Below are 26,197 nucleotides of genomic sequence, written 5' to 3'. Positions count from 1 at the left end.
GAGGGAGAACGGCCCCAAGCTTTGCCGTCGCAGTCCTGCGTCGACTGCGAACCCGACTTGCCGTTGCTGCCCCCCATCCCACCCCTCATCCTGCCCTCCGGCTAGACTGCGCCCATGACCGCACCCCTCCAGATCGCCGACCCGCTTGGGGTGCCCGGTGCCCCGCAGGAAACGTTGCAGGCCGTCCTCGCCTATTTCGGGGAGGCCGACCTCACGGGCGGGCGGCTGATCCTCGTGACGGACCGGCAGGGGGACCGGGAGGGGGCGCGGTACGCCGCCCTCGTCATGCTTGGACGGGAGGCGACCGTGACCGTGCCCGCCTTCGGACCGCACTACGGGGCGGCGGGGGAGCGGGCGCTCGGCGACCTGACCCGCTGGGCGGGAGAGCGGTCGCTGCCCGTGCGCGAGACGGTCCTGAACCCGTCGGACTTCGTGCGCGTGCTGGCCGAACCCGGTGCCGGGGAGGTCGCCCGCCTGATCGCCGCGAGCAGTCCCAGCGACCCCGGCATCTACGCCGTCCGGCCTGGGCACCGCAGGGTCGGGGACGACTGGGAAACGGAGGGCTGACCAGACCCGAAAACGTGCATGGGGACACGAAAAAAGCCCCCCACCCCCACCCCCCCACCAAGATGAAGGCGGGGGGTTTTTGACGCTGTGACGCGGGTTTTCCGGGCCGAGGCGAAATCTTGCATGTGGGACGTAAGAGTCGGGCTGCCAGCATCACGGCACAGGCGGGGGGCGAGCGTCATCCCCGCCGATGCCAAGCCCCTCCACTCCACCTGCCCACAGGAGACCCCTTGTCCGCCATGCATCCCCTCTCTTTTCCCTCCTCCACGACGACGCCCGTGAACTCCTCCCAGCCTCCGGCCCTGCACACCGCCCTGCGGGAGCTGCTGCGCCTGTACGCGCCCGGTGCCACGCTGCTCGCCGCGCTGGAGGGGGGGGTGCTGTGCGTGCGGGCGGACGGGGCCGATCAGAACCCCGGCGGGGAACTCGTGCCGCCCGACGCCTGGCTGGAGGGGGGCGAGCTGACATGGCTCACGCGCGAGGGTGCCCTGCTGGGGCTGGTGTGGTGCGCGGACACGCCGACCCCGCCGGGCGCGGCGGAGGTGATGACGCTGCTGCTCGCGGCCTCACGCGGGGACCGGGCCGGGCACGAGGCGGACGTGCTCGTCACGCAGTTCCCGGTGCCCGCCGCGTGGCTCAACGCGGACCTCACCTTCCGGCAGGTGAGCCGCCCCTTCCTCGACCTGCTCGGCCTGAGCGACGCGCGGGTCATCGGGCGGAAGCTGGACGAGTTGCTGCCCGGCATGCCCGCGCTCGCGGCGGGGCTGGAGCAGGCGGCGGCGGGGCGCACGGTGAGCCTGCCCGACGAGGCCCTTCCCGGCAGGCCCGTCTGGCTGCGCGGGGAGGCGCGGCCCTGCTTCGGCGGGGCGGGGGCGGGGGTGCTGTGGACCTTGCGTGACGTGAGCGCCGAACACCGGCAGGCAGGGTTGCTGGAGGCGCTGCTGGGCGGTCCCGAGACGCTGGCGGCCCTCCTCGCGCCGGGCGGGACGGTGCTGCATGCGAGCGCGGGGCTGCGCGCCCTGTTGACCGAGGGCGGGCACGGGCGGGTCGGGCTGCCGCTGTGGGACTGGCCGTGCTTCGCGGACGCCCCCTCGGCGGCGCTGCGCGACCTCGTGCTCGGGGCGGCGCAAGGCGGCGCGGCGCGGGCGCGGGTGCCGCTCGCGGCGGGTGGCTTCCTGACCCTGAGCGCGCGGCGGACGGGACCCGACGGGTCGGCACCGCTGTTCGTGGAGGCCGAGACGGGCACCCCGGCGGGCGGGCGCGGTGGGTGGGCGGCGGGCGGGCTGGCCGCGCGGGTCCTCGCGCTCGGCGACCACGCGACCGTGTACGTGGACCACGCGGGCCGGGCGCAGCTCATCAGCGACCCGGCGGCGGCCCTGCTCGGGCTGGACGCCGGGCGGCTGCTGGGGCTGCCGCTCACGCGGGTGCTGGGCGAGCTGGGGGTCAGGCTCCACCGCCCCGACGGCACGCCCCTGCCCCTGCCCGAGCTGCGGGCGGGCGCGCTGACGCTGCCGCTGGAGGCCGAGGTGCTGCTCGTGCGCGCGGACGGCGGCACCCGGCAACTGGAGGTGCGCGCCCTGGCGCTGGAGGACGACCTTCCCGGCGCGCGTCCGGGGATGCTCCTCACCCTGCGCGACGTGACCGCGCTCCGCCACGCCCAGACCCGGCTGCGGCACGGGGCGCGTCACGACGCCCTCACCGGCCTGCTCAACCGCACCGGGCTGCGCGAGGCGCTGACGGATGCGGGGCCGGGAACAGTCCTGTGTCTCAACCTCGACGGCTTCGGGGCACTGAACGCCGCGCTGGGCCGCACGGTGGGCGACCACCTCCTCATCGGGCTGGCCGCGCGGCTGGGCAGCTTGGCGAACGCGCGGGGCGGGCGGGCCGCCCGGCTCGCCGACGACACCTTCGCCCTGTTCCTGCCGGGGGAGGCGGTGGACGCGGGCATCCTCGCCGCCGACGTGCGCGCGGCCCTGGGCGACTCCCTGCGGGCCGGGCGTCACGCGGTCCCCCTCTCCTTCGCGCTGGGGCTGGCCCCCGTGACAGGCACCTCCGACGACTCGGCCCTCGCCGACGCGGAACTCGCCCTGCACCACGCGCGGGGCCGGGGCCGCGCCGCGACCGTCCCCTTCGGCCCACAGGTGCGTGAGGGGGTGGCGGGCACCTTCCGGCTGGAGGACGCGTTGCGGAGCGCCCTGTCCGGGGGGGACGCGGCGGGACTGGAGGTGCGCTTCCAGCCCACGGTGGGCCTCGTGGGTGGGCAGGTCGTGGGAGTCGCCGCATTGCCCCACTGGACCCACCCCGACCTGGGCACCCTGTCCCCCGAACGCGTGCGGTCCCTCGCCACCCGCGCGGGGCTGGGAGGCAGCCTCGCCGTGTGGACGGTGCGGCGGGCCGCCCAGATGGCGACCTGGCGTGACACCTCTCCCGACCTGCGCCTGAGCGTGCGGCTGGGGCTGGAGGACCTGAGCCGCCCCGCCGACCTGGACACGTTCCTCCTCCTCCTCGCCGAACACGGCACCCTCGACGTGGAGCTGAGCGGTGAAGGCCTCCTCGCCCACACCGACGAGGCCGCGCTGAAGCTGCTCGACCGCCTGCGCCACCACGGTGCCCACCTGTGGATGGCCGACTTCGGGGAGGGGCCGACCAGCCTGAGCACGCTGACGCGCCTGCCCATGACGGGGCTGCGGCTGCACCCCGGCCTGAGCGTCCGCCTGACGGAGGATTCCCGCGCCGCCGCGCTCGTGGGCGCGACCCTCGACCTCGCCCGGCGGCTGGGGTGGCAGGTCACGGCGTCGGGGGTGGAGAGGGAGGCCCAGCTCGCCGCGCTGCGTGACCTCGGCTGCGACGCGGCGCAGGGACAGGCCGTCGGTCCCGTGCTCGACGCGGCGGGCTTCGAGGCGTGGCTCCGCAAGGACGCGGCGGGTGGACGTGGGACGCGGCGGGGCCGCTGAGGGCCGTCTGCAACCGCTTGAGGTGGGGGACGGGTTGGGGGGAGCATATTGACCGTCTGGCAACAGGGCGAGCGGTGCTCGCCACCCCTCTCCCCGACCCTCTCCCGCAGGGGGAGAGGGAGACAGGAAGGCGTCCGGCCCGCTCGTCAGTCTCTCGCACATCGGGCGTCCCGGCCACCCGCGTCCCCTGCTCCCGCCCTCACGCCCCGCTGGAAGCTGGCCGCTGGCCGCCCCTTTGCCCGCCCCCTCCTCTACACTGCGCCCATGTTGCTCTACGGGCGGAATCCGGTGCTGGAGGCCCTGCGCGACGGGCGGGTGACGGAGGTGCTCGTGGCGCGCGGGGTCGAGGAGGCGTTCGTGCAGGGCCTCCAGGCTTTCGACGTGCGCGTGCGCTTTGCCCCCCGGATCGAACTCGACCAGCTCGCGGGCACGACCCAGCATCAGGGCGTGCTGGCGGAGGTCGAGGACCTCGCGTGGGCCACGGTGGACGACATCCTCGACCGGGCGGAGGCGCGCGGCGAGGACCTCCTGATCGTGCTGCTCGACGGCATCACCGATCCCCGGAACTTCGGGGCGATCATCCGTTCGGCGGAGGTGCTGGGTGCCCACGGGGTCGTCGTGGAGGAACGCCGCAGCGCCCCCCTCAGCCCGGTCGTCGCCAAGACGGCGGCGGGCGCGACGAACTACCTCCCCGTCGCCCAGACGAAGAACCTGCCCCGCCTCATCGACGGGCTGAAGCAGGACGGCGTGTGGGTCTACGGCGCGGCAGGCGAGGCCGCCCAGGATGTATCGCTCACCGACCTGCGCGGCAAGGTCGCCCTCGTGATCGGCGCGGAGGGCGAGGGGATGCGCCGCCTCGTGCGCGAGAAGTGCGACGCCCTCGTGAGCATCCCCACGCGCGGGAAGGTGCAGAGCCTCAACGCCTCCGTCGCGGCGGGCATCCTGCTGTATGAGGCGGCGCGGGCGAGGAAGGGGGCCGGGTGAGTCACCGCGTCGAGACCATCTCCAACGAGGTGCTGACGCTGGAGGTCCTGCCCGACCTCGGCGCGAGCGTGCTCGGCCTGCGCGCCGCCTCGGGCCGCCCGGTCATGCGCGCGGTGGACCCAGCGACCGTGGAGACGAGCAGCCAGGCCGCCAGCTTCACGCTGCTCCCCTACTCCAACCGCCTCCGCGACGCGCGCTTCACCTTCGGGGGGCGGGAGATTCGGCTCCGCGTCACGACGAGGGACGGGCTGACCCAGCATGGGGACGTGAGGAACCGCCCGTGGCACGTCACGCGCGTCTCGGACGCCCACCTGCGCTGCGAGTTCGACAGCCGCACGTTCCCCGACATCAACTGGCCGTGGGCCTTCACCGCCGTGGTGGAGTACCGCCTGCACGGGCCGCATTTCGACACAACGGTGGTCCTCACGAACGCGGACACCGCCGAGATGCCCGCCGGGCTGGGGCTGCACCCCTACTTCACCCGCCGTCAGGACGGGGAGGACCCCCGCCTTACCTTCGACGCCGCACTGACCTACGACACCGACGAGCGGAGCCTGCCCACGCAGGAGGCGCGGCCCGTCCACCCGGAGGAGGACTACCGCGCCGGAAGCGTCGTCGGCAGCCGGACCGTGGACCGGGTGTATACCGCGTGGGACGGGATTGCCCGGCTCGACTGGGAGGACCGCTCGCTGATCCTTACCGCCGACCCTGTGTACTCGCACCTCGTCGTGTTCACGGCACCGGACGGCAGCCTCGCCCTCGAACCCGTCTCTCACGCGACCGACGCCTTCAACCTCGCCGCGCGGGGGGTCGGTGGGGTGGATATGCGGACGCTCGCGCCGGGGCAGAGCCTCGCGGGCACGGCGCGGGTCACGCTGGAGGGGAACTGGTAGGGGACTGCCCTACGCGGCGGACGTGGCGAGAAGCGTCCCGGTTTGGTCGCGGACCTCGAACTCGCCCTGAAACCGGCTGGACAGCCAGCGCAGGGCGTCGAGCAGGTCGTCGGTCTCGTGGACGACCTCGGGACCACCCGCACCCCGCCAGATCAGTTGGTAGGCGTGCGGGGTGACGGGCGGCGTCCAACGTTCGCCGCCGTCCTCCTTCACGAAGGCGCGTGACATGGGTTGAGAGTAGGGGCCGGGGATGAGGGGCAGTCGTGCGAAGAAGGGGGAGGTCTTGAGGCGGCCTTGCTTCAGGAGAGCGTCTTGCGTCCCCTCTCCCCAGACCTGATCAAGGCAGCCTTCCGTCGTCTTCTGCTGATCGCTGACGGCTGACCGCTCCCTCACTCCCGCAGGTCGGGCACGCTGCGCTTGGCGACGAGGGTGATGCTCGTCTCCTGCTCCTCGCCGTCGCGGATGAAGCCCAGCGTCACGGTGTCGCCCACGTCGGCGCGGCGAATGGCGGTGATCACCTCGTCGGCATTGCGGGTGCGCTGGCCGTCCACGGTCGTGATGATGTCGCCCAATCCAGCGAGGTTGCCGTTACCGTCGAGTTCCGAGCCGCGCAACCCGGCGGCGGCGGCAGGGCTGCCCCTCGCCACCCGCTGAATGACCGCACCGGGGAGACCGGGGGCACCGCTGTGCTGCACGTCGAAGATCAGCCCCACCACGGGCACGTCCCGCTGCTCGCCCGCCCGCAGCGCGGCGATGAGGTCGTTGCCCTCGGTGACGGGCACGGCGTAGCTCGCACGGGTCTGGCCGCTCTCGTCCACGCGCACATAGCTCACGACACCGATGGCCTGCCCGTTGCCGTCGATGATCGGGCCGCCGCTGTCGCCGGGCGCGAGGGGGGCCGTCATCTCCAGCGTGCCCTGCGGGAAGTCCGCCCGCCCCGCCTCCGCCCCCAGCCGCAGCAGCCGTCCCCGGCGCGGTTGCAGGAAGTCGCCGCCGCTGTTGCCGATGGCGAGGACCGTCTCGCCCACGCGAGGCGGACGGGTGGCGAGCTTGAGGACCGGGAAGGGGCCGCGTCCCTGCACCTGAAGCAGCGCCACATCCGCGCCCGCATCGTAGGCCGTCAGGCGGGCGCGCAGGGTCCGGCCCGAGACCGTGCGAATCTGGAAGAGCCGCCCGTTCGCCACCACGTGATAGGCGGTGAGGACCTGCCCCGTCTCCGAGATGAAAAAGCCCGTGCCCAGCCCCGCCTCGCGCGTGCCGGGGTCGAGGCTGCCCACCTGCACCACCGCCGGGCGCGACCGCTCGAACAGCTCGCGGGTGTCCTCCGGCAGGGCGCTCGGCAGGGTCCGGGAGACGGCGGGGGGTGACGGTTCCCCACCAAGAGGCGGAAACACGCTCAGGCGTTCCGGCAGGAAGTAGGCCGCCAGCGCGAGCAGCAGCAGCACGGGAAGCCAGGGCAGGGGGCGCACGGGAACATGCTAGAGCGGCCCCGCGCCGGACAGGGTGCGGGAAGGCACGGAAGGAAGGCCGCCGACGTTACCCTCTTGCACGTGCGCCACTGGCTCCTCAAGTCCGAACCGGATGTTCTCGGGTACGCCGACCTCGTGCGGGTGGGGCGCGAGCCGTGGAACGGCGTGCGGAACTACCAGGCGCGCAACTTCCTGCGTGAGCTGCGGGTGGGCGACCTCTGCCTCTTCCACCACTCCAGGGCGAGGCCGACCGGGGTGGCGGGCGTGGCGCGTGTGGTCCGCGAGGCGTACCCGGACGACCTGCAATTCGACCCGGCGAGCGCGTACTTCGATCCCACCTCCCCGCCCGACAACCCGCGCTGGAGCATGGTGGACGTGGCCCCTGTGCTCGCCCTGCCAGCGGTGGTGACGCTCGAAACCCTCCGCACGCTCCCCGAGTGGCAGGACTCGCCGCTGATCCGCAAGGGCAACCGCCTGAGCGTCCTGCCCGTCACGCCGGAGCAGTTTCGGGCCGTGCTGGCGGTGGTGGGGCTGAGCGTGGACGACCTGCCCCCGGCGTGACCACGGCTGTCACGCTTCTGTCACGAGCCGCCAGGCACACTGCGGCATGGAACTTCTGCTCGCCGGACTGTTGATCGTTCTCTCGCTCCTGCTGCTCGGTCGGCGGGACGAACGTCAGCCGGACCTGGAGCCGGAACGGGAGCGGTAAGCTGAAACGCGATGAGCGTCCCCACCTCCACCCCCGCGACCCTCTACCCCCTCGGCGACGGCATCGGCAGCGTCAGCCTCGTGCAGCATGTGGGCGACGATAAGATGATTACGAATGCGGCACGGGTTAGTTTCGGTGGAGACAATCGGGCACCGCTCAACGCAAGGGATGAAAAGCTCATCCGCTATCTGCTGACACACCACCACGGCAGCCCTTTCGAACATAATCTGATGACGTTCAAAGTGGTGTGCCCAATCTTTGTAGATAGACAGGCCGTACGTCACCGAGTTGGAGTTTCAAAGAATGAAGTTTCTGCAAGATATGTAGAGGTGCAGGAACGCAACTTCACACCGCCCGCTTTCCGTAAGCAGGCCCCGAGCAACCGTCAGGCGTCGGTGGAGGATGACGGCACGCTCGATCAGGCAGCGGCGTCTCGTATTTGGGCGGAGGCGTGGAGAAATGCCTTCGCCGCCTATCAGGAGTTGCTGCGCCTCGGCGTGACGCGGGAGCAGGCGCGTGGCGTGCTGCCGCTGTCGCTCTACACAGAGTCGTATTACACATTCAATGTGCGCTCGCTGCTGCACTTCCTCGAACTGCGGGACCACGAGGGCGCTCAGTACGAAACTCGCCTCTACGCCCGCGCAATGGGCGAACTTGCCGAGCCGCTGTTCCCGGTGACGTTTCGCGAGTGGATGTCGTTGAAAAAGAGCGACCAGGACGATAAATAGTAGTATACTTTGACAGCCGAAGCCCCGCGCAGTCGTTACCTGCCGGGGCAATGGCAATGCCTTAGAAGGAGGCCTTGCATCTCAGAGCATACTACTGCCGTCATCGTGTCGGAAGGTCATAAGCTGTGTCGCAGGTGCAAAGTCGTCAAAATGACCTATGAGTTTCCACTTGATCGTGGACCCTACTCAAAAGATGGCCTATATTCCTACTATAAGCCCTGCAAGGTGAATTATAACAAGAACCGTCGGACTAAGGTTGGAAACACTTCAGAACGAGACGGGCACAGGCGTAGAAAATACGGCCTTACTCCCGAGCAGTTCCACTCTATGTGGGAGACGCAGAACGGTCGGTGTTTGACCTGTGACAGAGCTATGAGTAAAAAGAATGCAGGCCACGCAATAGACCACTGCCACTCAAGCGGTAAGGTTAGAGGAATTTTGTGCTGCCAGTGTAACGTAGCTCTGGGCATGGCCCAGGAAAGTCCTGAAATCCTACAAGGCTAGCCAAATACATCCGCCAGTGGCGAGCGTTGCACACGCGGGGGTAGCCCGGCAGTTTCAGGCGAGCGGCCACGCCTCCACGGGCACGTAAAGACCGCCGGGACCGGGCTTCCGCATCAGCCATATCTCCCGCGCCGTGAAGGTGAGGGGAGGCGTCTCCAAATCGGCAAACGTGGCCTGAGCCTCCTCTAATACTGCGGGCAGGTCCGCCCCACGCCGTCCCAGCACGAGGGTCAGGTGGGGCGTCATGTGCGGTCCCTCGTAGCCGAAGCGGTGGGAGGGGCGCAGGGCGGCGAGCAGCCGGAGGTGAAGGGCCACGGCCTCCGGCGACCGCACCGCGAGGTAGACGGCGCTGCCGTTCGGGAACATCCGCGCCCCGCCGATGCTCAGCGTGACGGGCGGGTAATCCGCCACCGCCGCCCGTACCACTTCTGCCCAGGCGAGGTCCGGGGTCAGGCCGCTGCGTGCCTTGACGGTCACGTGGGGAACGCTCTCGCGCACGCTGAGCGCGTCGCGGAATGCCTCCACCCGCGCGGTGAACTCTGGCGGGGGCAACAGACCCAGCAGGAAGGAGGGGGAACCACCCCCACGGCGGGGACGCGTTGCAGACATGCACCAGCCTATGCCGTCCAGGCCGCCCGGACGCCAGACCCGCCCTTCCGGTACAGTTCAGGCGTGACCACACCGCCCCAGACGCCGCTGAAGCGGACGCCTCTGCACGCCGCCCATCTGCGCGCAGGTGCCCGGATGGTGCCCTTCGGCGGGTGGGAGATGCCGGTGCAGTACGCGGGCGTGCGGGCCGAACACGACGCCGTTCGCACCCGCGCGGGCGTGTTCGACGTGTCGCACATGGGTGAATTCCGCGTGACGGGGCCAGACGCCGAACGCTTCCTCCAGCACGTCACCACGAACGACGTGACGAAGCTCAGGCCGGGTCGCGGGCAGTACAACTGGCTCCCGAACGAGACGGGCGGTCTCGTGGACGACATCTACGTGTACCGGGTGGTGCAGAGCGAGTTCCTGATCGTCGTGAACGCCTCCAACATCGGGAAGGACTGGGCGCACCTGCAAGCGCAGACAGCGGGCTACGACGTGACGCTCACCGACGAGAGCGACCGCTGGGGCCTCCTCGCCGTGCAGGGACCGCAGGCGGAGGCGATGCTCCAGCCACATATCAGTGTGGACCTCACCGCCAAGAAGAAGAACGCCTACTTCCCGGCCAAACTTTTCGGCTTTGAAGTGTGGCTCGCGCGTACCGGGTACACGGGCGAGGACGGCTTCGAGATTTTCACCGACGCGGGCGAGGCCGAGACGGTCTGGGACAGGCTGCTCGCGGTTGGCTTCACCCCCGCCGGGTTGGGGGCGCGCGACACCCTGCGGCTGGAGGCGGGCTTTCCCCTCTACGGGCACGAGTTCGCCGAGAACCTCCACCCCCTCGCCAGCACGTACACCTGGGTCGTGAAGGACAAGGCACACCTGGGCCGCGAGCACATCAGCCTCGCCCCGCCCGTCCGCCTGATCGGCCTCGCCCTGGAGCGGGTGCCCGTCCGCGAGGGCTACCCCGTCCTCCTGAACGGCGAGCGCGTCGGCCACGTCACGAGCGGCACGAGCAGCCCGACTCTCGGCCACCCGATAGCGATGGCCCTCGTGCGCGGGGACGCCAGCACCGCCGACGCCTACGAGGTGGAGGTGCGCGGGAAGGCACATCCGGCGCGGCGGGTGGAGTTGCCCTTCTACCGGCGGGCGTAAAGACAGGCTCCCGCGATCTACGGTCCCCGCTACACATCTAACCCCCCAATCGAGGACAATCTCCCCATGCAGACCCCCACCGAACTGAAGTACGCCAAGACCCACGAGTGGCTCAAGGACGACGGCACCGTCGGCATTACCGACTTCGCGCAGGACCAGCTCGGCGACGTGGTGTACGTCGAACTGCCCGAGGTGGGCCGCGTCGTGTCGGCGGGCGAATCGGTGGCCGTGGTCGAGAGCGTGAAGACCGCCTCCGACATCTATGCCCCGGCGAGCGGCACCGTCGTCGCCGTGAACGATCAACTCTCCGGCAGCCCCGAACTCGTGAACAGCGGTCCCTACGAAGGCGGCTGGCTCTTCCGCGTCGAGAACCCCGAACCCGCCGACGACCTGCTGAGCGCCGAAGAGTACGCGGACGCGAACGGGTAAGGGGAAGAGGGCGGGAACGTTTGCGCGGTCGCCCCCTCACCCCCAACCCCTCTCCCACCGGGGGAGAGGGGAGCAACAACATTTTTTCTCCCTCTCCCCTCGTGGGAGAGGGCCGGGGTGAGGGGGCGTGTGACCAGCCCCACCGCCCTCAAGGAGTCCCCATGCGCCCCCTGACCGACCTTCTCCAGACGAACGACTTCACCGAGCGCCACATCGGCCCCACCGACGCCGAACAGGCCGAGATGCTGGCCGAACTCGGCGTCTCCAGCCTCGACGAACTGACCGAGACGACGTTGCCCGAGTCCATCCGCTTCACGGGTGAGCTGAACGTGGGCGGCCCGGTGACGGAGGCGCAGGCCCTCGCCGACCTGAAAGCCGTCGCCTCCAAGAACAAGGTCTTCCGCTCGTACATCGGCATGGGGTACTCCGGCACCCACACACCGAACGTGATCCTGCGGAACATGCTGGAAAACCCCGGCTGGTACACCGCCTACACGCCCTACCAGGCCGAGATTTCGCAGGGCCGCCTGGAGATGCTGCTGAACTTTCAGCAGACGGTCATGGACCTGACGGGGATGCCCGTCTCCAACGCCTCCCTGCTGGACGAGGCCACCGCCGCCGCCGAGGCGATGACGCTGGCGAAGCGGACCGCTAAGAGCAAGGGCAACGTCTTCTTCGTGGCAGACGACGTTCACCCGCAGACCCAGGGCGTGATTCGCACCCGCGCCGAGTACTTCGGGTACGAGGTCATGGTGGGCGACCCGAGCGGCGAGCTGCCGGAGGGGACGTTCGGGGCGCTCGTGCAGTATCCGGGCACTTACGGCGACCTGCGCGACCTTTCCCCCATCGCGGAGAAGGTTCACGCGGTCCAGGGCGCGTTCATCGTGGCGACCGACCTGCTGGCCTGCGCGCTGATCAAGCCGCCCGGCGAGCAGGGGGCGGACATCGTGATCGGCAGCGCCCAGCGCTTCGGCGTGCCGATGGGCTTCGGCGGGCCGCACGCGGCGTTCCTGGCCTGCCGCAGCGAGTACCAGCGCTCCATGCCGGGCCGCGTAATCGGCGTCAGCAAGGACGGGAAGGGCAAGACCGCCCTGCGGATGGCGATGCAGACGCGCGAGCAGCACATCCGCCGCGAAAAGGCGACCTCCAACATCTGCACGGCGCAGGCGCTGTTGGCGAATATGGCCGCCGCCTATGCCGTGTACCACGGGCCGGAGGGGATTCGGACGATTGCGGAGCGGGTTCACGTGTTGACGGGAATCCTCAACCGCGCGATTTGCATGGCTGGCATTGATGATCAGGCGACGTTCTTCGACACGCTGACTGTCGAAGTCGAGAATGCCTCGCTTATTCGTCAACGTGCAGAGGCGAAGGGAGTCAATCTCCGCTACCTCGACGGCAAAGTGGGCGTTTCGTTGGACGAGACCACCACGCCCGAGGACGTGGCCGACCTCATCGAAATCATCACGGGAACGCGAGCCAATCCCTTTGGTATGGAAAGGGACGGGGATCATGGCCTGGACATAGGACATGGCATCCCTGATCATCTCCAACGCACCTCCCCCTACCTGACGCACCCCGTCTTCAACACGCACCACAGCGAACACGCCATGCTGCGTTACCTCAAGGGGCTGGAGAACAAGGATTACAGCCTCGTCCACGGCATGATTCCGCTCGGCTCCTGCACGATGAAGTTGAACGCCACGGCGGAGATGATTCCCGTCACCTGGCCTGAGTTCGGCAGCCTGCACCCCTTCGCACCCGCCGACCAGACGGAGGGTTACGCACAGATGCTCGCCGAGCTGGAGGCGTGGCTGGCCGACATCACCGGGTACGACGCCGTGAGCCTCCAGCCCAACAGCGGCGCGCAGGGCGAGTACGCGGGGCTGCTGACCATCCGCAAGTACCACGAGAGCCGGGGCGAGGCGCACCGCACCGTCTGCCTGATTCCCGCCTCCGCGCACGGCACCAACCCCGCCAGCGCCGCCATGTTGGGGATGCAGGTCGTGGTGGTGAAGACCGACGCGAGCGGCAACATCGACCTGGACGACCTGCGGGCGAAGGCCGAGGGGCACAGCGCCAACCTGGGTGCCCTGATGATCACCTACCCCAGCACGCACGGCGTCTACGAGGAACACGTCACCGAGGTCTGCGAGATCATCCACGCGCACGGCGGGCAGGTGTACCTGGACGGGGCGAACATGAACGCGATGGTCGGCCTTGCCAAGCCGGGGCTGATCGGCTCGGACGTGTCGCACCTGAACCTGCACAAGACCTTCGCCATCCCGCACGGCGGTGGCGGGCCGGGCATGGGGCCGATTGGGGTGAAGGCGCACCTCGCGCCGTTCCTGCCGAGCCACAGCGTCCGCAGCGTGGGCGAGAGCCGTACTGGGGCCGTCAGCGCCGCGCCCTACGGCAGCGCGAGCATCCTGCCCATCTCGTACCTGTACATCCGGCTGCTGGGGGCTGAAGGGCTGAAGAAGGCCACGCAGGTCGCGCTGCTGAACGCCAACTACATCGCCCGCAAGCTGGGCGGCGCGTACCCCGTCCTGTACACGGGCATGAACGGGCGGGTCGCGCACGAGTGCATCCTCGACCTGCGCCCGCTGAAGGCCGCTGCGGGCATCACCGAGGAGGACGTGGCGAAGCGGCTGATGGACTACGGCTTCCACGCCCCCACCATGAGCTTCCCCGTCCCCGGCACCCTGATGATCGAGCCGACCGAGAGCGAGCCCAAAGAGGAACTCGACCGCTTTATCGCCGCCATGCTGGGCATCCGCCGCGAGATCCAGGAAGTGGAAGACGGCCTCTTGGCCGCCGCCGACAGCCCGCTGAGGCACGCGCCGCACACGCAGGAAGACCTCGTTATGGCCGAGTGGGAGCGGGCCTACAGCCGCGAGACCGCCGCCTTCCCCACGCCCACGCAGAGGGCCTGGAAATACTGGCCCGCCGTGAACCGCGTGGACAATGTGTACGGCGACCGGAACTTCGTGTGCTCGTGCCCGCCGGTGGAGGAGTACGCGGGGGTTTAAGCTTAACGAATAAGAAGAGGGCAGCCTCCACTCGAAGTGCTGCCCTCTAAATGCTGTACATTCTTTCTGTGGAAACTGATATAAGCGTTGAATACTTATTTGTGAGCAGCTTGTCTGACTCACTATGTGTTAATGTCTCTGGGTTCAAGAATCTACTAAAGTCTATTGACGGCGTTGAGTTTAAAGGTAATGCGATAAATTATAAAGGCAACAGCTATAAAATTGAAGTAGTATCGGGCGCAGCCGAGGATGGCAAGAGTATCTACTTTGACGTAACCCTAACTAGCTCAATTGATAGTCTAGATGATTATACCGCTTTGTTGAAACATGTCAGGACAGTAATTAATAAGATTACCCAAAGTCCTCCGCAAATATTATGGGATGGGCTAGGCTTGTACTACTCTCGCTTGGCCTATCCTCAAATATACCGAATCGAAAACCTAATGAGAAAGCTCATCACAAAATTTATGATAATAAACGCTGGTTTAGGATGGCATAAACAAGTAGTACCAAGAGAGGTGGAGCAGTCGATCAAAGGGCAATCCAACAATGATTATTTGCATAACGTTGATTTTATACAGCTATCCGTGTTTCTTTTCAAGGAATATGAGGGTACAAGCTCCAAAATTATTCTTGACAAGATACGAAAGGCCAAGGAAATTACAGAACTTGAGTTGACCGAGATCAAAACTTTGTCCCCTCAGAGCAATTGGGATAGGTATTTCGCACCATTAATAAATTGCGACGCAGATTTTCTAAAAATTAGGTGGCAACAACTATATGAGTTGCGAAATGCAGTCGCACACAAAAGATCGATAACTAAATTCGACCTCGCAAGAATAGAGAGGCTCATAAACGAACTAGAGATGAAGATAACTGAAGCCATTTCAAAGCTTAGTGATATTTTTGTTCCGAACGAAGAAAGAGAAGAAATAGTTGATAACGTTGCCTCTACTGGTGATGAGCTTATAGGAATCTACTTACGTAAGTACAATCTATTACATGAAGATCTGTTGAGGTTACTAATAAACAACAAACTAATAGAAGCAAATGATAGTAGTAGATTTTTTCTCCGGCATTTGCTTGATATCGCTTCAAAATCAGGCATCATTACGCCGAACGTGAGAAACCAGATTCAGGGAATGAACATGATAAAGAACGAGTTAGTTCACAAGGCTAGGCCTGACACATCCGCGTTTGACCTGCGCGGCATGATTAGTAGAATGGCCAATTTAATGGCCAGTTTTAACAACATAGAGCAGGATTTCGACTTAAACAACGTAAGTGAACCAGACCTGCCTTTCTAGGGTTAATTAGTGAAATTACAGGAGCTTAATCTCAAAAAGTAATGCCAAACCGTGCTTTTTTTAAACATCCAACTTGCACTCCTCAACTTCCCCCTGCTTTTGCAGGCGCTGCCGCTTGTGGTCGAAGGTGGGGGCGGCGGGGGGGTGGGGGTCGTTGGTTGGAGCGGCCCGTTCGTCATTCTAGGTATGGAGAGGCGGCAGGCTGCAAGGGTCTACACTCTCAAGCATGAATGGCCGCATCAGCATCGACCCGGAGGTGAACGGCGGCAAGCCCACCGTCACCGGAACGCGCGTCAGCGTGCAAACCGTGCTGGGGCACCTGAGCGCCGGGGACCGCGTGGAGGATGTGCTGGACGCCTACCCACGGCTCACGCGCGAGGACGTGCTGGCGTGTCTGGAATACGCGGCGCGGCTGGCGGGCCATAGCGTGACGTTCGAGAAGATCGCTTGAAGCCCGCCGGGGTGCTGCTGGACGAGAACGTGTCCGCCAGGCTGCGCGCGTCGTTCGACGTACCTGTCGTCCACGTCAGCGAGTGGACGGAGGGCCTCAAGGATTGGGCCTTGTGGGCGCGGGCGCGTGAGGCGTCCCTGGTGATCGTCACGCAGGACGCCGACTTCACCGAGCGAATGCTGACGCAGGAGCCGCCGCCCTGGGTGGTTCACGTTCGCACGGGAAACATGCGGGTGACCGACTTCCGGGCGCTGTTAGACGACGTGTGGCCGCGCGTGTGGGACCTGCTCACCGATCACAAATTGGTCGTGCTCTACCGGGACCGGCTAGAAGCGGTGCGGAGCAGCGTGAATCAAGACGAGCCACATCCTTGAAACCTCACTCTGGCTCAACCACGTCAAGAACTCGCGTCACCTGGGCGGTCAGTGGATCGTAGCCGTAATGAATCTGCCTCAACAGTTCCAACGCCTCCAGCCGTTCAGCGGGCGTGCGCGCTAGCCAGTACGCAAGCTCGTTGCCTTGATCGTCCAGCGTGACCACTTCCAGGGCCTGACGGTTCATCCTGGCATCACGGAGGGTCATAGGGCATTTTAGCCCGCCTCTCGAACTCTTCTCTCAGTCTCCTCCCGCTTTTGCAGGCGCTGCCGCTTGTCGTCGAAGGTAGGGTCGGCGGGGGGGCGGGGGTTGGGGGCGAGAAGTGGCTTGGGATCGTTGGTCGGGGCGGCCCCTTCGTCATTCTGGGAACCAGTTCTCGACCCTCAGCCCTGGTACGCGCCTGAACTCTCCCTCGTTGTTGGTCACGAGCGTCACGTCGGCGCTGAGGGCATGGGCGGCGATCAGCAGGTCGAGCGGGCCGATGGGCTTTCCGGTCGCCTGCAATCCCGCCCTGATTTCTCCACACACCCAGGCGGCAGCGTCGTCGTAGGGGACGGTCACGAGGTCCAGCAGAAATTCTTCCAGGGCTTCACGGGTGCCGGAGCGGGTGCTCTTTGCCACTCCGAAGGCCAACTCAGCCACGGTGACGCTGCTGACGGCGAGATCACCGATCCGATAGCGCCGGAATACCTCCGCGACGTGCGGCGGGTTCTTGTTGATGATGTAGATGCAGGTGTTGGTATCGAGGAAGTACCGAGGGGAGGCCACGCTCAGAAATCGCCCCAGTCGCGTTCCTGCTGTTCACCCTGGTCCCGCTCGATCTGGAAACCGTCAAACTTCTCCAGGCTGGACAGCAGGTTCTTCCAGCCATTATTGCGAGGCAGCAGCAACACGCCGTCGCCCACACGTTTGATGAGCACCTCCTCGCCCTCGAAGCGGTACTCCTTGGGGAGCCGGACGGCCTGGCTGCGGCCCGTTCGGAAGAGCTTGGCGGTGTCGTATTTGGTGCTGGTCATCCCCTGCCTCCTTGATAACTACCAGAAGTATATACCAGGGGAAATCTGCTCGTGGCCGCTCCTCTTTTCAGAAATGCAGGTTGCCTGGGGTCAACGACGGCAAAGCTCGGCGTGGCTTCAGGCGTTTGGCAGGGCATACCGCTTGACCGGCACAAGCTCGGCAAACCTCCCGAAATCGGCATCTTTGGTCAGCACGGGCACACCCCACTGGGCACTGCACGCGCAGATCAGAAAATCCGTGTTGCTGCCCTGAATGCCCCGGCTGCGGCAGAGGTTGAAGAACTTAGCGGCCAGTTCGTACTCGCGCATGGTCACGGGCTGATCTGGAAAAGGCCGCAGGAGGTCCCTGATCTGCTCGAATTGGTGAACGTACCGCCAGCCGCAAAGAACTTCCTGGCGAACTGCACCCAGCAGGGCGACCTCTGTGCCCTGATCAACTCCTTGAGCTGCCGCACCTGCACCGACGGCTCACCCGTCCGTTTGCGCTAGAACTCCTTCCGCAGCTCTGCTGCTCTATGTGTTGAGGATGAGCGCCACCGGACGCCATGACCCTCCGATCAAGAGGTCACTTCCCGGTTGGACCCCGAACTCGTCCACTGTTCTGATGCCCCTCTCTCCTGGGGAACGTCAACGTTCTACTCCCTTCCCACCCCCAGCAGCGCATACGCCAGCAGCGCCAGCTTCTCCCGCAACAGGTAACGGCGGTCGGGGCGGGTGCTCAGGGGGCTGGGGCTGGCGTTCGCCTCCAGGCCGAGGGCGTGGGCCAGCGCCAGGGCGCGCGGCGCGTGGGCCTCGTCGGTCACGAGGGTGACGGGCGTGCCCGGCGGCAGGGACACGCGGGCATTGCGGAGGTTCTCCACAGTGGTGCGGCTGCGCGTTTCGGCGAGGAGGGCGGAGGTCGGAATGCCGTGACGGTGCAGGTACGTCACGCCGACTTCGCCCTCGGAGTGGGGATCGCCCGGCCTGCGCCCGCCCGTCACCACGATGGTCCGCACGCCGCCCGCCCGGTACAGGGCGAGGGCATGGTCCAGTCGTCGCTGGAAGGCGGGGCTGGGCCGTCCCGCATACTGCGCCGCCCCCAGCACCACGAGGACGGGATGGGGGTGGGAAGCGCGGGGAGCGCGGACACCCGGAGCCAGCACGAACCCCACCACCAGCAACCCGACGAGGGCGAGCGGCAGCAGGGAGAGGCCCGAACCCGTGGGACGCATCCCGGCGAGCGTAGCACGGAGAAAACGCGGCCTCGTCGGCGTGGAGGGGTGCGAGGTTGAGGGCGTCGAGCTGCCTCCCGCCCGTGTCGAATGTAGAGGGCTTCTCGTCCGGGAAGAGCTGTGAAGCAGAAGGGCGAGAGAACGACTCCACCTCCTGTCACCTCACCCCTTCCGCCGTCAGACGGAACACTTCCTCCTTCGCTCACCACAGTTTTTCTAGTTCCTAGACAGTTTTTGCACCCGTTTTCTCCTCCGTGACTTTCTGCGCCGCTCTTTCTGGGGGGCTGTGCTACGCTCCGCGCAAGTTTTTCAAGTCCCAACCGGGGAGACCACCTTAACCATGTCCAGAACCCTCGTGATCGTCGAGTCGCCCGCCAAGGCGAAAACCATCGAGAAGTACCTCGGCAAGGGGTACGCGGTGGAGTCTTCCATCGGGCACATCCGCGACCTGCCGAGGAGCGCCGCCGACGTGCCCGAGAAGTACAAGGGCAAGGCGTGGGCGCGGCTCGGCCTGGACATCGAGGACGACTTCCGGCCCCTGTACGTCGTGTCCCCCGAGAAGCGCCAGCAGGTCGCCAAACTCCGTAAGATGGCCGCCGAGGCCGACGAGATCATCCTCGCCACCGACGACGACCGCGAGGGCGAGAGCATCGCGTGGCACCTGTATCAGGAACTCAAGCCCAAGGTTCCGGTCAAGCGCATGGTCTTCCACGAGATCACGAAGGAGGCGATCCAGCAGGCCATCGCGCACCCGCGCCAGATCGACACGAATCTGGTGGAGGCGCAGGAAGCCCGCCGCGCGCTCGACCGCCTCTACGGCTATGAGGTCAGCCCGGTGCTGTGGAAGAAGGTCGCGCCGAAGCTCAGCGCGGGCCGGGTGCAGTCGGTCGCCACCCGGATGCTCGTGGAGCGCGAGCGCGAGCGGATGCGTTTCGTGAGCGGGACGTGGTGGGACCTCCTCGTGACGGCGGCGACGAAGGATGGCGAGACCTTCCCCGCCCGCCTGACCGACGTGGGCGGCGTGCGGCTGGCGACGGGCAAGGATTTCGACCCATTGATGGGCAAGGTGAAGAAGGGAACGGAGGTTCGGCTGTTAGATGAGGCGGCGGCCCGCGCCCTCGCCGATGGCCTGACCGGGCAGCCGCTCACCATTACCTCCGCCGAGGAGAAGCCCTTCACCCAGCGGCCCTACGCGCCCTTCATCACCTCCACGCTCCAGCAGGAGGGCAGCCGCAAGCTGGGCTTCGCCGCCACCCGCACCATGCGCGCGGCGCAGCGGCTCTACGAGCAGGGCTACATCACCTACATGCGGACGGATTCGACCAATCTGTCGGGTGAGGCGATGAACGCCGCCCGCACGCAGGTGAAGGCGATGTACGGCCAGGACTACCTCAGCCCCCAGCCGCGCGTGTACGCGAAGAAGGCGAAGAACGCCCAGGAGGCCCACGAGGCGATCCGCCCCGCCGGGTCGAGCTTCCGCACCCCGGAGAGCCTGCGCGGCGAGCTGAGCGGCGACGAGTGGCGCTTGTACGACCTGATCTGGAAGCGCACGGTCGCCTCCCAGATGGCGGACGCGCGGGGCCGGAGTCTGCGCGTGCGGCTGGCCGGGAAGGCGACGGGTGGGGAGGACGTGGGCCTGAGCGCCTCGGGCCGCACCATCGACTTTCCCGGCTTCCTGCGCGCCTACGTGGAGGGCCGCGACGACCCGAACGCCGCGCTGGAGGACCGCGAGACGCCGCTGCCCCCGCTGAAGGAGGGCGAGCGCGTCACCGCCGATTCCGTCAAGCCCGAGGGCCACGAGACCCAGCCGCCCGCCCGCTACACCGAGGCCAGCCTCGTGCAGACGCTGGAGGGAGCGGGCATTGGCCGACCTTCGACCTACGCGAGCATCCTCGGCACCATTCAGGAGCGCGGCTACGCGGTGAAGAAGGGACAGGCGCTCGTGCCGACGTGGACCGCCTTCGCCACCTCCGCCCTGCTGGAACACCACTTCGGGCGGCTGGTGGACTACGACTTCACGGCGCGGATGGAGGAGGACCTCGACGACATCGCGGGTGGGCGGGCGCAGCGCGTGCCGTATCTCCGGCGCTTCTACCTAGGCGAGAACGGAGAGGGTATGGCCCTGCGGCCCCTGATCGACTCCAAGATGGGCGAGATCGACGCGCGGGGCATCGCCACCATCCAAGTGCCGAAGCTCGACGGCTCGGGGATCGAGGTCCGGGTAGGCCGCTACGGGCCGTACATGCAGCGGGGCGAGGAGAAGGCGAACCTTCCCGAAGACCTCGCGCCGGACGAGCTGACCGCCGAACGCGCCGCCGACCTCATGGGCCGCCCGACCGGGGACCGCGTGATCGGCACGGACGGGGCGACCGGGCAGCCCGTCGTCGCGCGCGCGGGACGCTACGGCCCCTACGTCACGCTCGGGGACGGCAATCCGCCCATCCGCTCGGCGAGCCTCTTTCCCGGCGACGACCTGAACACGATCACCGTGGAGCGCGCGCTCCGTCTCCTGAGCCTTCCCCGGCTCGTCGGCACGTCCGAGGGCGAGGAAATCTGGGCGCAGAACGGAAAGTTCGGGCCGTACCTGAAGCGCGGGAACGACAGCCGCAGCCTCGCCAGCCACGAACACCTGTTCACGGTGGCGCTGCCCGAGGCCGAGGCGCTGTTCATGCAGCCGCGCTTCCGGGCGAGGGGGGCCGCCGCCGGACCCGTCAGGACGTTCGAGTACGAGGGCCGCGCACCGATCTCGCTCAAGGCGGGCCGTTATGGGCCGTACCTGACCGACGGCGAGCGCAACGCCACGCTCCGCAAGGGCGAGGACGAGGGCACCCTGACCGCCGCGCAGGCGCTGGAGATTCTGGAGGAACGCGGCAAGGAGCCGAAGGGGAAGCCCGCCCGCAAGGGCAAGACGGCGGCGAAGACGGGCGGTACGAAGACTACGGCGACGCGTAAAACTGCGACCACGCGCACCACAGCATCGAAGGCTCCGGCCAAGAAAGCTCCTGCCAGTAAATCCACCACGAGGAAGCCCGCCGCCAAAGCCGCTCCCGCGCGGGCCAAAACTGCGGCCAAAGCCCCCGCCAAGACCGCCCTCACCTGGGCCGACCTCAAGCCTCACCTCGGCGTCCTGAGCGAGCAGGAACGCGCGCTGGTGACGGCCACCCGCGATCAGGGCCGCAAGGTGGAGGAGGTCGCGCCCACCCTCGGCCTCGACGTGAAGAAGGCGAAGGGGATGGCACTCCAGGCGAGCAAGAAGCTCAACCAGGCGGCGCGCGGGGAATAACTTGTCCCCCCACGCACCGATCCGGCGCAGGCCCCCGCCCCAGACCCTCCACCTCGCGCGGTTGGCGCAGGGCACGCCCGGCGAGTGGGTGACGTTGCCCGGCGGCCTCCTGCGGGTGCTGGCACTCGGCGGGAAGGTGGCGGGTCCCGCCGCTTCCGGCTGGCTGACCTGCCTGACCGGGGAGGCGGTGCTGGACCTCCCGCACGGCGAGTTCGTCCGTCTGCGCCCCGCCGAGGGCTACCGGGTCACGTCGGGGGAGGCGTGGGTGGCGCTGCCCGTGCGGTCGGGGACGGTGCTGCTGCTGGTGCCGGAGGAGGAAAGGGGGAGTTGAGGGGCGCGGGTTTTTGGAGGCCATGCCTGTTCACCCCCTCCCGGCCTCCCCCCTCAAGGGGGAGGAGTTCAAGAAGCTGGAGCTTTTGCTTTCTTCTCCCTCCCTCCTTGTGGGGGAGGGTCGGGGAGGGGGGGTGACGAGCACCGCTCGTCCTGCTGGACGATGAGAACGCCTCCCCTGCCTAACCTGCACTTCCCATCAAGCGTTCCAGAGGGAGGAGCAAAAGAAGGTAGCCCTCATCTTTCGCTGGCAGCTGGAAGCTGGCCGCTGGCCGCTCCTCGGGACGCTTGCCGCCCCCCCAGGTGCTAGCGTGACCCCATGACCCCCGGTGCCGAGCCGCTTGTGAAGGCCGCTGCGGGCGAGCGCCTGAGCGCCCCCGAGATCGAGGCCCTGTACCACCTCCCGCTGCCCGAGGTGGCCGCCGTCGCCCACGGGCTGAGGCTGGAGCGCCGCGACCCGGACGTGGTGACGTTCCTGATCGACCGCAACATCAACTACACCAACATCTGCAACGTGGGCTGCAACTTCTGCGCCTTCTACCGCACCCGCCGCCAGAGTGACAGCTACACCCTCGACTACGAGGAGATCAGCGCCAAGATTCGGGACCTGGAGGCGGTCGGCGGCACCCGCATCCTCCTTCAGGGCGGCGTGAACCCGGCGCTGGGGCTTGCTTACTACACGGGCCTCCTGCGGCACGTGAAGGCCCACCACCCGACCATCCGCATCGACGCCTTCTCCCCCGAGGAAGTCCTCTTCATGGAGAAGACCTTCGGGCTGGGCCTCGACGACCTGCTCGACACGCTGATCGAGGCGGGGCTGGACGGCCTGCCGGGCGCGGGCGGCGAGATTCTGGAGGACGACGTGCGGGCAAAGGCGGCCCCGGCGCGCATCCGCTCGGACGACTGGTTCCGCATCATCGACGCGGCGCAGCGTAAGGGGCTGTACACGATCTCGACAATGGTGATCGGCTTCGGGGAGACCTACGCCCAGCGCGCCGCCCACCTCCTCAAGATTCGGGAGCAGCAGGACCGGGCGCAACGCCTCTACGGCGGCAACGGTTTCTCCGGCTTCGCCATGTGGACCCTCCAGACCGAGCACACGCGCCTTGCCGGCAAGGCCCCCGGCGCGACGGCGCACGAGTACCTTCAGCAACTCGCGGTGGCCCGCATCGCCCTCGACAACATCCCCAACATCCAGGCGTCGTGGCCCGCGCAGGGCTTCAAGGTGGCGCAGGCCTCCCTCTACTACGGGGCGAACGACCTCGGCTCGACCATGCTGGAGGAGAACGTCGTCAGCGCGGCGGGCGGGCACGGGCGGCACAGCGCCACCGTGCGCGAACTCGTCCGCATCGCCGTGGACGCGGGCTATACCCCCGCCATCCGCAACAGCCGCTTCCAGATCATCGCGTGGCCCGACGCGGACGCCGTGCTGGGCCGCGCCGACGCCAACCCCGAGGGGGAGCGGGCGGTGGGCGCGGCGGACTGACGGAAACTTCACACCCCCCGGCGGGGGCGGAGTTCCCTTTCGGGGTGAAATACTTCACACTGAAAGAGTGCCCTCCGGTCCGCCGATCCTTCCCCCCTCTCGCCACACGTTCCTCCAGCCCGTGCCTATCGGGAGCGTCTCTTGCTCGCCTTCGTAATCTGCGAGGCGCTGGAGGGCCGGACCTGGCAGGTGGAGGCGCGGTTTTTCGTCCGGTCGGGCCGTGACCTGCGGGCGCTGCTGACGGCGGCGGGCGTGGGCGACCGGGGCCACCTCCCCGACGTGAGCGTGACCGTGCGCGGCGACCTGCTGATGGAGGACCGCCCGGTGAGCGGGCGCACCTTCCTCGCCGCTGCGGAACTGGCCGGACTTGCGGATCAGGCACCGCCCGAGGATCAGGCCCGGCTGCGCGCGTGGCACGCCTTCACGCGGGGGCTGGAGGACGGGGGCCGGGCGACGCGGCTGATCGTGTGGTTCGTGGGGTGAGCAGAGGTCAGGACCGGGAGTGGAGGGCCACACAGCTTCCCTCGCTGTCCCCGAACTCCACGACCCAGCCTGACTTGCCGATGGAGGTGCGGGGGTAGAGAACCCGTCCACCCGCCGCCTCCACCCGGCCCAGCGTCTCCTCGATGCTCCCGACCGCGAAATAGAGGCGAGCGCCCCGCCGCCCCGGAACGTAGCTCTCGCCCCTGACCAGGGCACCACTGATGCCGCCCGTTCCGCTGACCGCCGGGAAGAGGGCCATCTCGTTCCCATCGATCCCGACACGCTCGAACCCGTCGCCGAACACTGCCCCGTGAAAGGCAACGGCCCGGTCGAGGTCCCGGACAGGAAGCTCGAAGGAGGAGACGGGGGACCTCAAGCCGCTCCGTCCAGTTGCGCCCGCCGTTCCAGGTCGTTCACGGCCTCCTCGTACAGCTCCTGACCCAACTCGGGGAGCAGCGCGAGGAAGGTCGCGGCGTCCTCCAGCGTGGCATGGGTGCTGGCGTGGGACCAGCCGGGACCCTCGGCGACGAGGTGGACCCGGCCTGGCGAGACCAGGAGGCGCACCCGGCCCTGCGCCGTCCGGGTGTCGCTGAAGTGTCGGGCCACGTTCACGCCTCCAGCCTAGACGACGGGGGTGAGGCAGGCATCGGTCAAAATGATGAAACGTTGGGCGAGGCGGCGGCTGGGACGACGTGATAGACCTCCTGCGCGCGTGGGTACTGGAGGTGCAGAAGGTCGAAGGCAGAAGGCGGAAGGCAGAGGACACCCGCCTTCTGCTCCTGCCCCTCATGAAGCGCCGTGTACGCCCCGCTCACGGGGGACGGGAGAAGGCACCACACACTCGGAACCATGCCGACCCGCATCGCCGGTCAGAAGGTCCTCGCCATCGTCCTCGCCGGGGGAAAGGGCAGCCGCCTCGCGCCGCTGACGACCGAGCGGGCCAAACCCGCCGTGCCCTTCCTGGGCACCTACCGCCTGATCGACTTCACCCTCTCCAACCTCGTGAACAGCGGTGTGGACGACGTGTGGGTGATCGAGCAGTACCTTCCGCACGGCCTGAACGACCACCTCTCGGGCGGGCGGCCCTGGGACCTCGACCGCACGCGCGGCGGTCTCGTCGTGCTGCCGCCCTTCTCCAGCCCGGAGAACGAGGAGGGCGAGTTTGCCCAGGGCAACGCGCACGCCCTCGCCCAGCACGTGCCCCTGATCCGCGAGTTCGGGCCGGACGTGGTGCTCGTCCTGAGCGCCGACCACATCTACAAGCTCGACCACTCGGGCGTGATCCGCGAACACGTGCGGCGGCAGGCGAGCGTGACGATCGTGACGACCGAGGTAAAGCCGGAGCAGGCCACCCGCTTCGGCAACGTCCGGACGGGCGAGGAGGGCCGGGTGGAGGAATTCGCCTACAAGCCCGACGAACCGCTGGGTGGGACCGTCACCGCCGAGGTGTTCGTCTACGACGCCCGCATTCTGCTGGAGACGTTGGAGGAGTTGGGCCGCCGGGGGAACCTGGGCGACTACGGCGAGGAACTGCTGCCCGCCCTCGTCGCGCGGGGCGACGCCTACGCGCACCCGCTGGAGGGCTACTGGATGGATGTGGGCACCCTGGACGCCTACATGCAGACCCACCGCGACTTTCTCGACGGCCAGGGCTTCGAACTGGACACCGACGACTGGCCCTTCATCACCTCGTCCATCTCGCGCCCACCGACCCGCGTGGAGGGCACGGCCCGCCTGGACCACTCGTTCGTCTGCGGCGGTGCCGTCATCGCGGGCGAGGTCGTGGGGAGCGTGATTGGCCCCAACGCCATCGTGGAGGAGGGGGCGGTGGTGCAGGGCAGCATCGTGCAGCCGGGGGCGGTCGTGCGCGCGGGGGCGAAGGTGCGCCACAGCATCGTGGATATCGGGGCCACCGTGGAGAGGGGTGCCGAGGTCGGGGAGGAGGACGGACCCCTCACCGTTATCGGTGCCCGCGCCACCGTGGAGGCCGGGGCGAGGGTCGGTGCCGGGCTGATCGTCGAGCCGCGCGCCACCGTGCGGGCTGGGCGGGAGGGGGAGACCACGCGCCCACCCGAGGGGGATGACAGGGCGGGGAAGTAGGGGAGAGTAGTTGAGCGGAGGGCGACTCCTCCGCCCCTTCGGGGCACCTCCCCTTGAAGGGAGGCAGAACCGCACAAGCTTCCCTTGAGGGGAGCTGTCAGCGAAGCTGACTGAGGGGTGTCCACCGCCTCACCGAACAC

At 67.5% G+C, this 26,197-nt stretch carries 29 protein-coding genes; 19 read left to right on the top strand and 10 right to left on the bottom strand.

Annotated elements, in window-relative coordinates; all coding sequences use genetic code 11:
* Positions 1 to 114: 114 nt before the first annotated feature.
* The 4 genes from V3W47_RS00455 (at position 115) to V3W47_RS00440 (ending at position 5,398) form a co-directional block, all read left to right on the top strand.
* Positions 115 to 567, top strand: a complete 453-nt coding sequence (locus V3W47_RS00455; protein ID WP_331823180.1) for a DUF3197 domain-containing protein — start codon at positions 115 to 117, stop codon at positions 565 to 567.
* Positions 568 to 806: 239 nt separating this feature from the next.
* Positions 807 to 3,521, top strand: coding sequence for an EAL domain-containing protein (locus tag V3W47_RS00450; protein ID WP_331823179.1), 2,715 nt, complete (start codon positions 807 to 809; stop codon positions 3,519 to 3,521).
* A 264-nt stretch (positions 3,522 to 3,785) separates the two neighbouring features.
* Positions 3,786 to 4,505 (top strand): 23S rRNA (guanosine(2251)-2'-O)-methyltransferase RlmB, encoded by a 720-nt coding sequence (gene rlmB, locus V3W47_RS00445; RefSeq protein ID WP_331823178.1) that lies wholly within the window; start codon positions 3,786 to 3,788, stop codon positions 4,503 to 4,505.
* A complete protein-coding gene (locus tag V3W47_RS00440; protein WP_331823177.1) occupies positions 4,502 to 5,398 on the top strand; it encodes an aldose 1-epimerase in 897 nt (298 codons plus the stop codon). The genes rlmB and V3W47_RS00440 overlap by 4 nt, the downstream gene beginning before the upstream one ends.
* A gap of 9 nt (positions 5,399 to 5,407) precedes the next feature.
* On the opposite strand, the gene V3W47_RS00435 is transcribed toward V3W47_RS00440, so the two are convergent.
* Together V3W47_RS00435 and V3W47_RS00430 are read right to left on the bottom strand one after the other, a co-directional pair.
* On the bottom strand, positions 5,408 to 5,626 hold the full coding sequence (locus V3W47_RS00435; RefSeq protein ID WP_331823176.1) for a hypothetical protein: 219 nt from the start codon (positions 5,624 to 5,626) through the stop codon (positions 5,408 to 5,410).
* A 161-nt stretch (positions 5,627 to 5,787) separates the two neighbouring features.
* Positions 5,788 to 6,867 carry a S1C family serine protease gene (locus V3W47_RS00430; protein WP_331823175.1) on the bottom strand — a complete coding sequence of 360 codons (1,080 nt, stop codon included), beginning with the start codon at positions 6,865 to 6,867 and terminating at the stop codon, positions 5,788 to 5,790.
* Between the two features lie 81 nt (positions 6,868 to 6,948).
* Between V3W47_RS00430 and V3W47_RS00425 the strand changes: the two genes are divergently transcribed.
* The 3 genes from V3W47_RS00425 to V3W47_RS19675 all read left to right on the top strand — a co-directional run bounded on the left by V3W47_RS00425 (position 6,949) and on the right by V3W47_RS19675 (position 8,808).
* A complete protein-coding gene (locus V3W47_RS00425) occupies positions 6,949 to 7,428 on the top strand; it encodes an EVE domain-containing protein (RefSeq protein WP_331823174.1) in 480 nt (159 codons plus the stop codon).
* A 159-nt stretch (positions 7,429 to 7,587) separates the two neighbouring features.
* Entirely contained in the window at positions 7,588 to 8,304 is a 717-nt protein-coding gene (gene thyX, locus V3W47_RS00420; RefSeq protein ID WP_331823173.1) for an FAD-dependent thymidylate synthase, read from the top strand.
* Between the two features lie 150 nt (positions 8,305 to 8,454).
* Positions 8,455 to 8,808: an endonuclease VII domain-containing protein gene (locus tag V3W47_RS19675; RefSeq protein WP_442877192.1), complete on the top strand. Its 354-nt coding sequence runs from the start codon at positions 8,455 to 8,457 to the stop codon at positions 8,806 to 8,808.
* Between the two features lie 54 nt (positions 8,809 to 8,862).
* Here the strand turns inward: V3W47_RS19675 and V3W47_RS00415 are convergent, their stop codons facing one another.
* On the bottom strand, positions 8,863 to 9,417 hold the full coding sequence (locus V3W47_RS00415) for a 2'-5' RNA ligase family protein (protein WP_331823172.1): 555 nt from the start codon (positions 9,415 to 9,417) through the stop codon (positions 8,863 to 8,865).
* A 63-nt stretch (positions 9,418 to 9,480) separates the two neighbouring features.
* On the opposite strand from V3W47_RS00415, the gene gcvT reads away from it, so the two are divergent.
* From gcvT to V3W47_RS00385, 6 genes are all read left to right on the top strand, one after another.
* A complete protein-coding gene (gcvT, locus tag V3W47_RS00410) occupies positions 9,481 to 10,554 on the top strand; it encodes a glycine cleavage system aminomethyltransferase GcvT (protein ID WP_331823171.1) in 1,074 nt (357 codons plus the stop codon).
* A 66-nt stretch (positions 10,555 to 10,620) separates the two neighbouring features.
* Positions 10,621 to 10,983, top strand: a complete 363-nt coding sequence (gene gcvH / locus V3W47_RS00405; RefSeq protein WP_331823170.1) for a glycine cleavage system protein GcvH — start codon at positions 10,621 to 10,623, stop codon at positions 10,981 to 10,983.
* A 161-nt stretch (positions 10,984 to 11,144) separates the two neighbouring features.
* Positions 11,145 to 14,015: an aminomethyl-transferring glycine dehydrogenase gene (gcvP, locus tag V3W47_RS00400; RefSeq protein WP_331823169.1), complete on the top strand. Its 2,871-nt coding sequence runs from the start codon at positions 11,145 to 11,147 to the stop codon at positions 14,013 to 14,015.
* Between the two features lie 68 nt (positions 14,016 to 14,083).
* The gene (locus V3W47_RS00395) at positions 14,084 to 15,322 is read left to right on the top strand and encodes a hypothetical protein (protein ID WP_331823168.1); all 1,239 of its coding nucleotides are present in this window, start codon (positions 14,084 to 14,086) and stop codon (positions 15,320 to 15,322) included.
* A 226-nt stretch (positions 15,323 to 15,548) separates the two neighbouring features.
* Positions 15,549 to 15,773 carry a DUF433 domain-containing protein gene (locus tag V3W47_RS00390; protein ID WP_331823167.1) on the top strand — a complete coding sequence of 75 codons (225 nt, stop codon included), beginning with the start codon at positions 15,549 to 15,551 and terminating at the stop codon, positions 15,771 to 15,773.
* Entirely contained in the window at positions 15,770 to 16,147 is a 378-nt protein-coding gene (locus V3W47_RS00385; protein ID WP_331823166.1) for a DUF5615 family PIN-like protein, read from the top strand. The genes V3W47_RS00390 and V3W47_RS00385 overlap by 4 nt, the downstream gene beginning before the upstream one ends.
* Before the next feature lie 4 nt (positions 16,148 to 16,151).
* Here the strand turns inward: V3W47_RS00385 and V3W47_RS00380 are convergent, their stop codons facing one another.
* The 4 genes from V3W47_RS00380 to V3W47_RS00365 all read right to left on the bottom strand — a co-directional run bounded on the left by V3W47_RS00380 (position 16,152) and on the right by V3W47_RS00365 (position 17,473).
* Positions 16,152 to 16,355, bottom strand: coding sequence for a hypothetical protein (locus tag V3W47_RS00380; RefSeq protein WP_331823165.1), 204 nt, complete (start codon positions 16,353 to 16,355; stop codon positions 16,152 to 16,154).
* 150 nt (positions 16,356 to 16,505) lie between these two features.
* A complete protein-coding gene (vapC, locus tag V3W47_RS00375; protein ID WP_331823164.1) occupies positions 16,506 to 16,916 on the bottom strand; it encodes a type II toxin-antitoxin system tRNA(fMet)-specific endonuclease VapC in 411 nt (136 codons plus the stop codon).
* 2 nt (positions 16,917 to 16,918) lie between these two features.
* Positions 16,919 to 17,164, bottom strand: a complete 246-nt coding sequence (locus V3W47_RS00370) for an antitoxin (RefSeq protein ID WP_331823163.1) — start codon at positions 17,162 to 17,164, stop codon at positions 16,919 to 16,921.
* 117 nt (positions 17,165 to 17,281) lie between these two features.
* Entirely contained in the window at positions 17,282 to 17,473 is a 192-nt protein-coding gene (locus V3W47_RS00365; protein WP_331823162.1) for a PIN domain-containing protein, read from the bottom strand.
* A gap of 54 nt (positions 17,474 to 17,527) precedes the next feature.
* Between V3W47_RS00365 and V3W47_RS00360 the strand changes: the two genes are divergently transcribed.
* Positions 17,528 to 17,653, top strand: coding sequence for a hypothetical protein (locus V3W47_RS00360; RefSeq protein ID WP_331823161.1), 126 nt, complete (start codon positions 17,528 to 17,530; stop codon positions 17,651 to 17,653).
* A gap of 146 nt (positions 17,654 to 17,799) precedes the next feature.
* On the opposite strand, the gene V3W47_RS00355 is transcribed toward V3W47_RS00360, so the two are convergent.
* On the bottom strand, positions 17,800 to 18,375 hold the full coding sequence (locus tag V3W47_RS00355; protein ID WP_331823160.1) for a YdcF family protein: 576 nt from the start codon (positions 18,373 to 18,375) through the stop codon (positions 17,800 to 17,802).
* Between the two features lie 340 nt (positions 18,376 to 18,715).
* Between V3W47_RS00355 and topA the strand changes: the two genes are divergently transcribed.
* The 4 genes from topA to V3W47_RS00335 all read left to right on the top strand — a co-directional run bounded on the left by topA (position 18,716) and on the right by V3W47_RS00335 (position 23,957).
* A complete protein-coding gene (gene topA, locus V3W47_RS00350) occupies positions 18,716 to 21,658 on the top strand; it encodes a type I DNA topoisomerase (protein WP_331823159.1) in 2,943 nt (980 codons plus the stop codon).
* 1 nt (position 21,659) lies between these two features.
* Positions 21,660 to 21,989 carry a hypothetical protein gene (locus V3W47_RS00345; RefSeq protein WP_331823158.1) on the top strand — a complete coding sequence of 110 codons (330 nt, stop codon included), beginning with the start codon at positions 21,660 to 21,662 and terminating at the stop codon, positions 21,987 to 21,989.
* Between the two features lie 318 nt (positions 21,990 to 22,307).
* Positions 22,308 to 23,474: a cyclic dehypoxanthinyl futalosine synthase gene (mqnC, locus tag V3W47_RS00340; protein WP_331823157.1), complete on the top strand. Its 1,167-nt coding sequence runs from the start codon at positions 22,308 to 22,310 to the stop codon at positions 23,472 to 23,474.
* Between the two features lie 141 nt (positions 23,475 to 23,615).
* Positions 23,616 to 23,957: a hypothetical protein gene (locus tag V3W47_RS00335; protein WP_331823156.1), complete on the top strand. Its 342-nt coding sequence runs from the start codon at positions 23,616 to 23,618 to the stop codon at positions 23,955 to 23,957.
* A gap of 7 nt (positions 23,958 to 23,964) precedes the next feature.
* Here the strand turns inward: V3W47_RS00335 and V3W47_RS00330 are convergent, their stop codons facing one another.
* Both V3W47_RS00330 and V3W47_RS00325 read right to left on the bottom strand, forming a co-directional pair.
* A complete protein-coding gene (locus V3W47_RS00330) occupies positions 23,965 to 24,333 on the bottom strand; it encodes a VOC family protein (protein WP_331823155.1) in 369 nt (122 codons plus the stop codon).
* Positions 24,330 to 24,569: a hypothetical protein gene (locus tag V3W47_RS00325; protein WP_331823154.1), complete on the bottom strand. Its 240-nt coding sequence runs from the start codon at positions 24,567 to 24,569 to the stop codon at positions 24,330 to 24,332. Before V3W47_RS00325 ends, V3W47_RS00330 begins: the two co-directional genes overlap by 4 nt.
* 237 nt (positions 24,570 to 24,806) lie before the next feature.
* Here V3W47_RS00325 and V3W47_RS00320 point away from each other — a divergent pair, with 237 nt between their 5' ends.
* Entirely contained in the window at positions 24,807 to 26,057 is a 1,251-nt protein-coding gene (locus V3W47_RS00320; protein WP_331823153.1) for a glucose-1-phosphate adenylyltransferase family protein, read from the top strand.
* Positions 26,058 to 26,197 lie beyond the last annotated feature (140 nt).

Origin of the sequence: Deinococcus sp. YIM 134068 (assembly GCF_036543075.1) — a bacterium.
GTDB lineage: Bacteria > Deinococcota > Deinococci > Deinococcales > Deinococcaceae > Deinococcus > Deinococcus lichenicola.
Note: the sequence above shows the minus strand (reverse complement) of the source record. Positions and strands in the feature narration are given on the sequence as shown.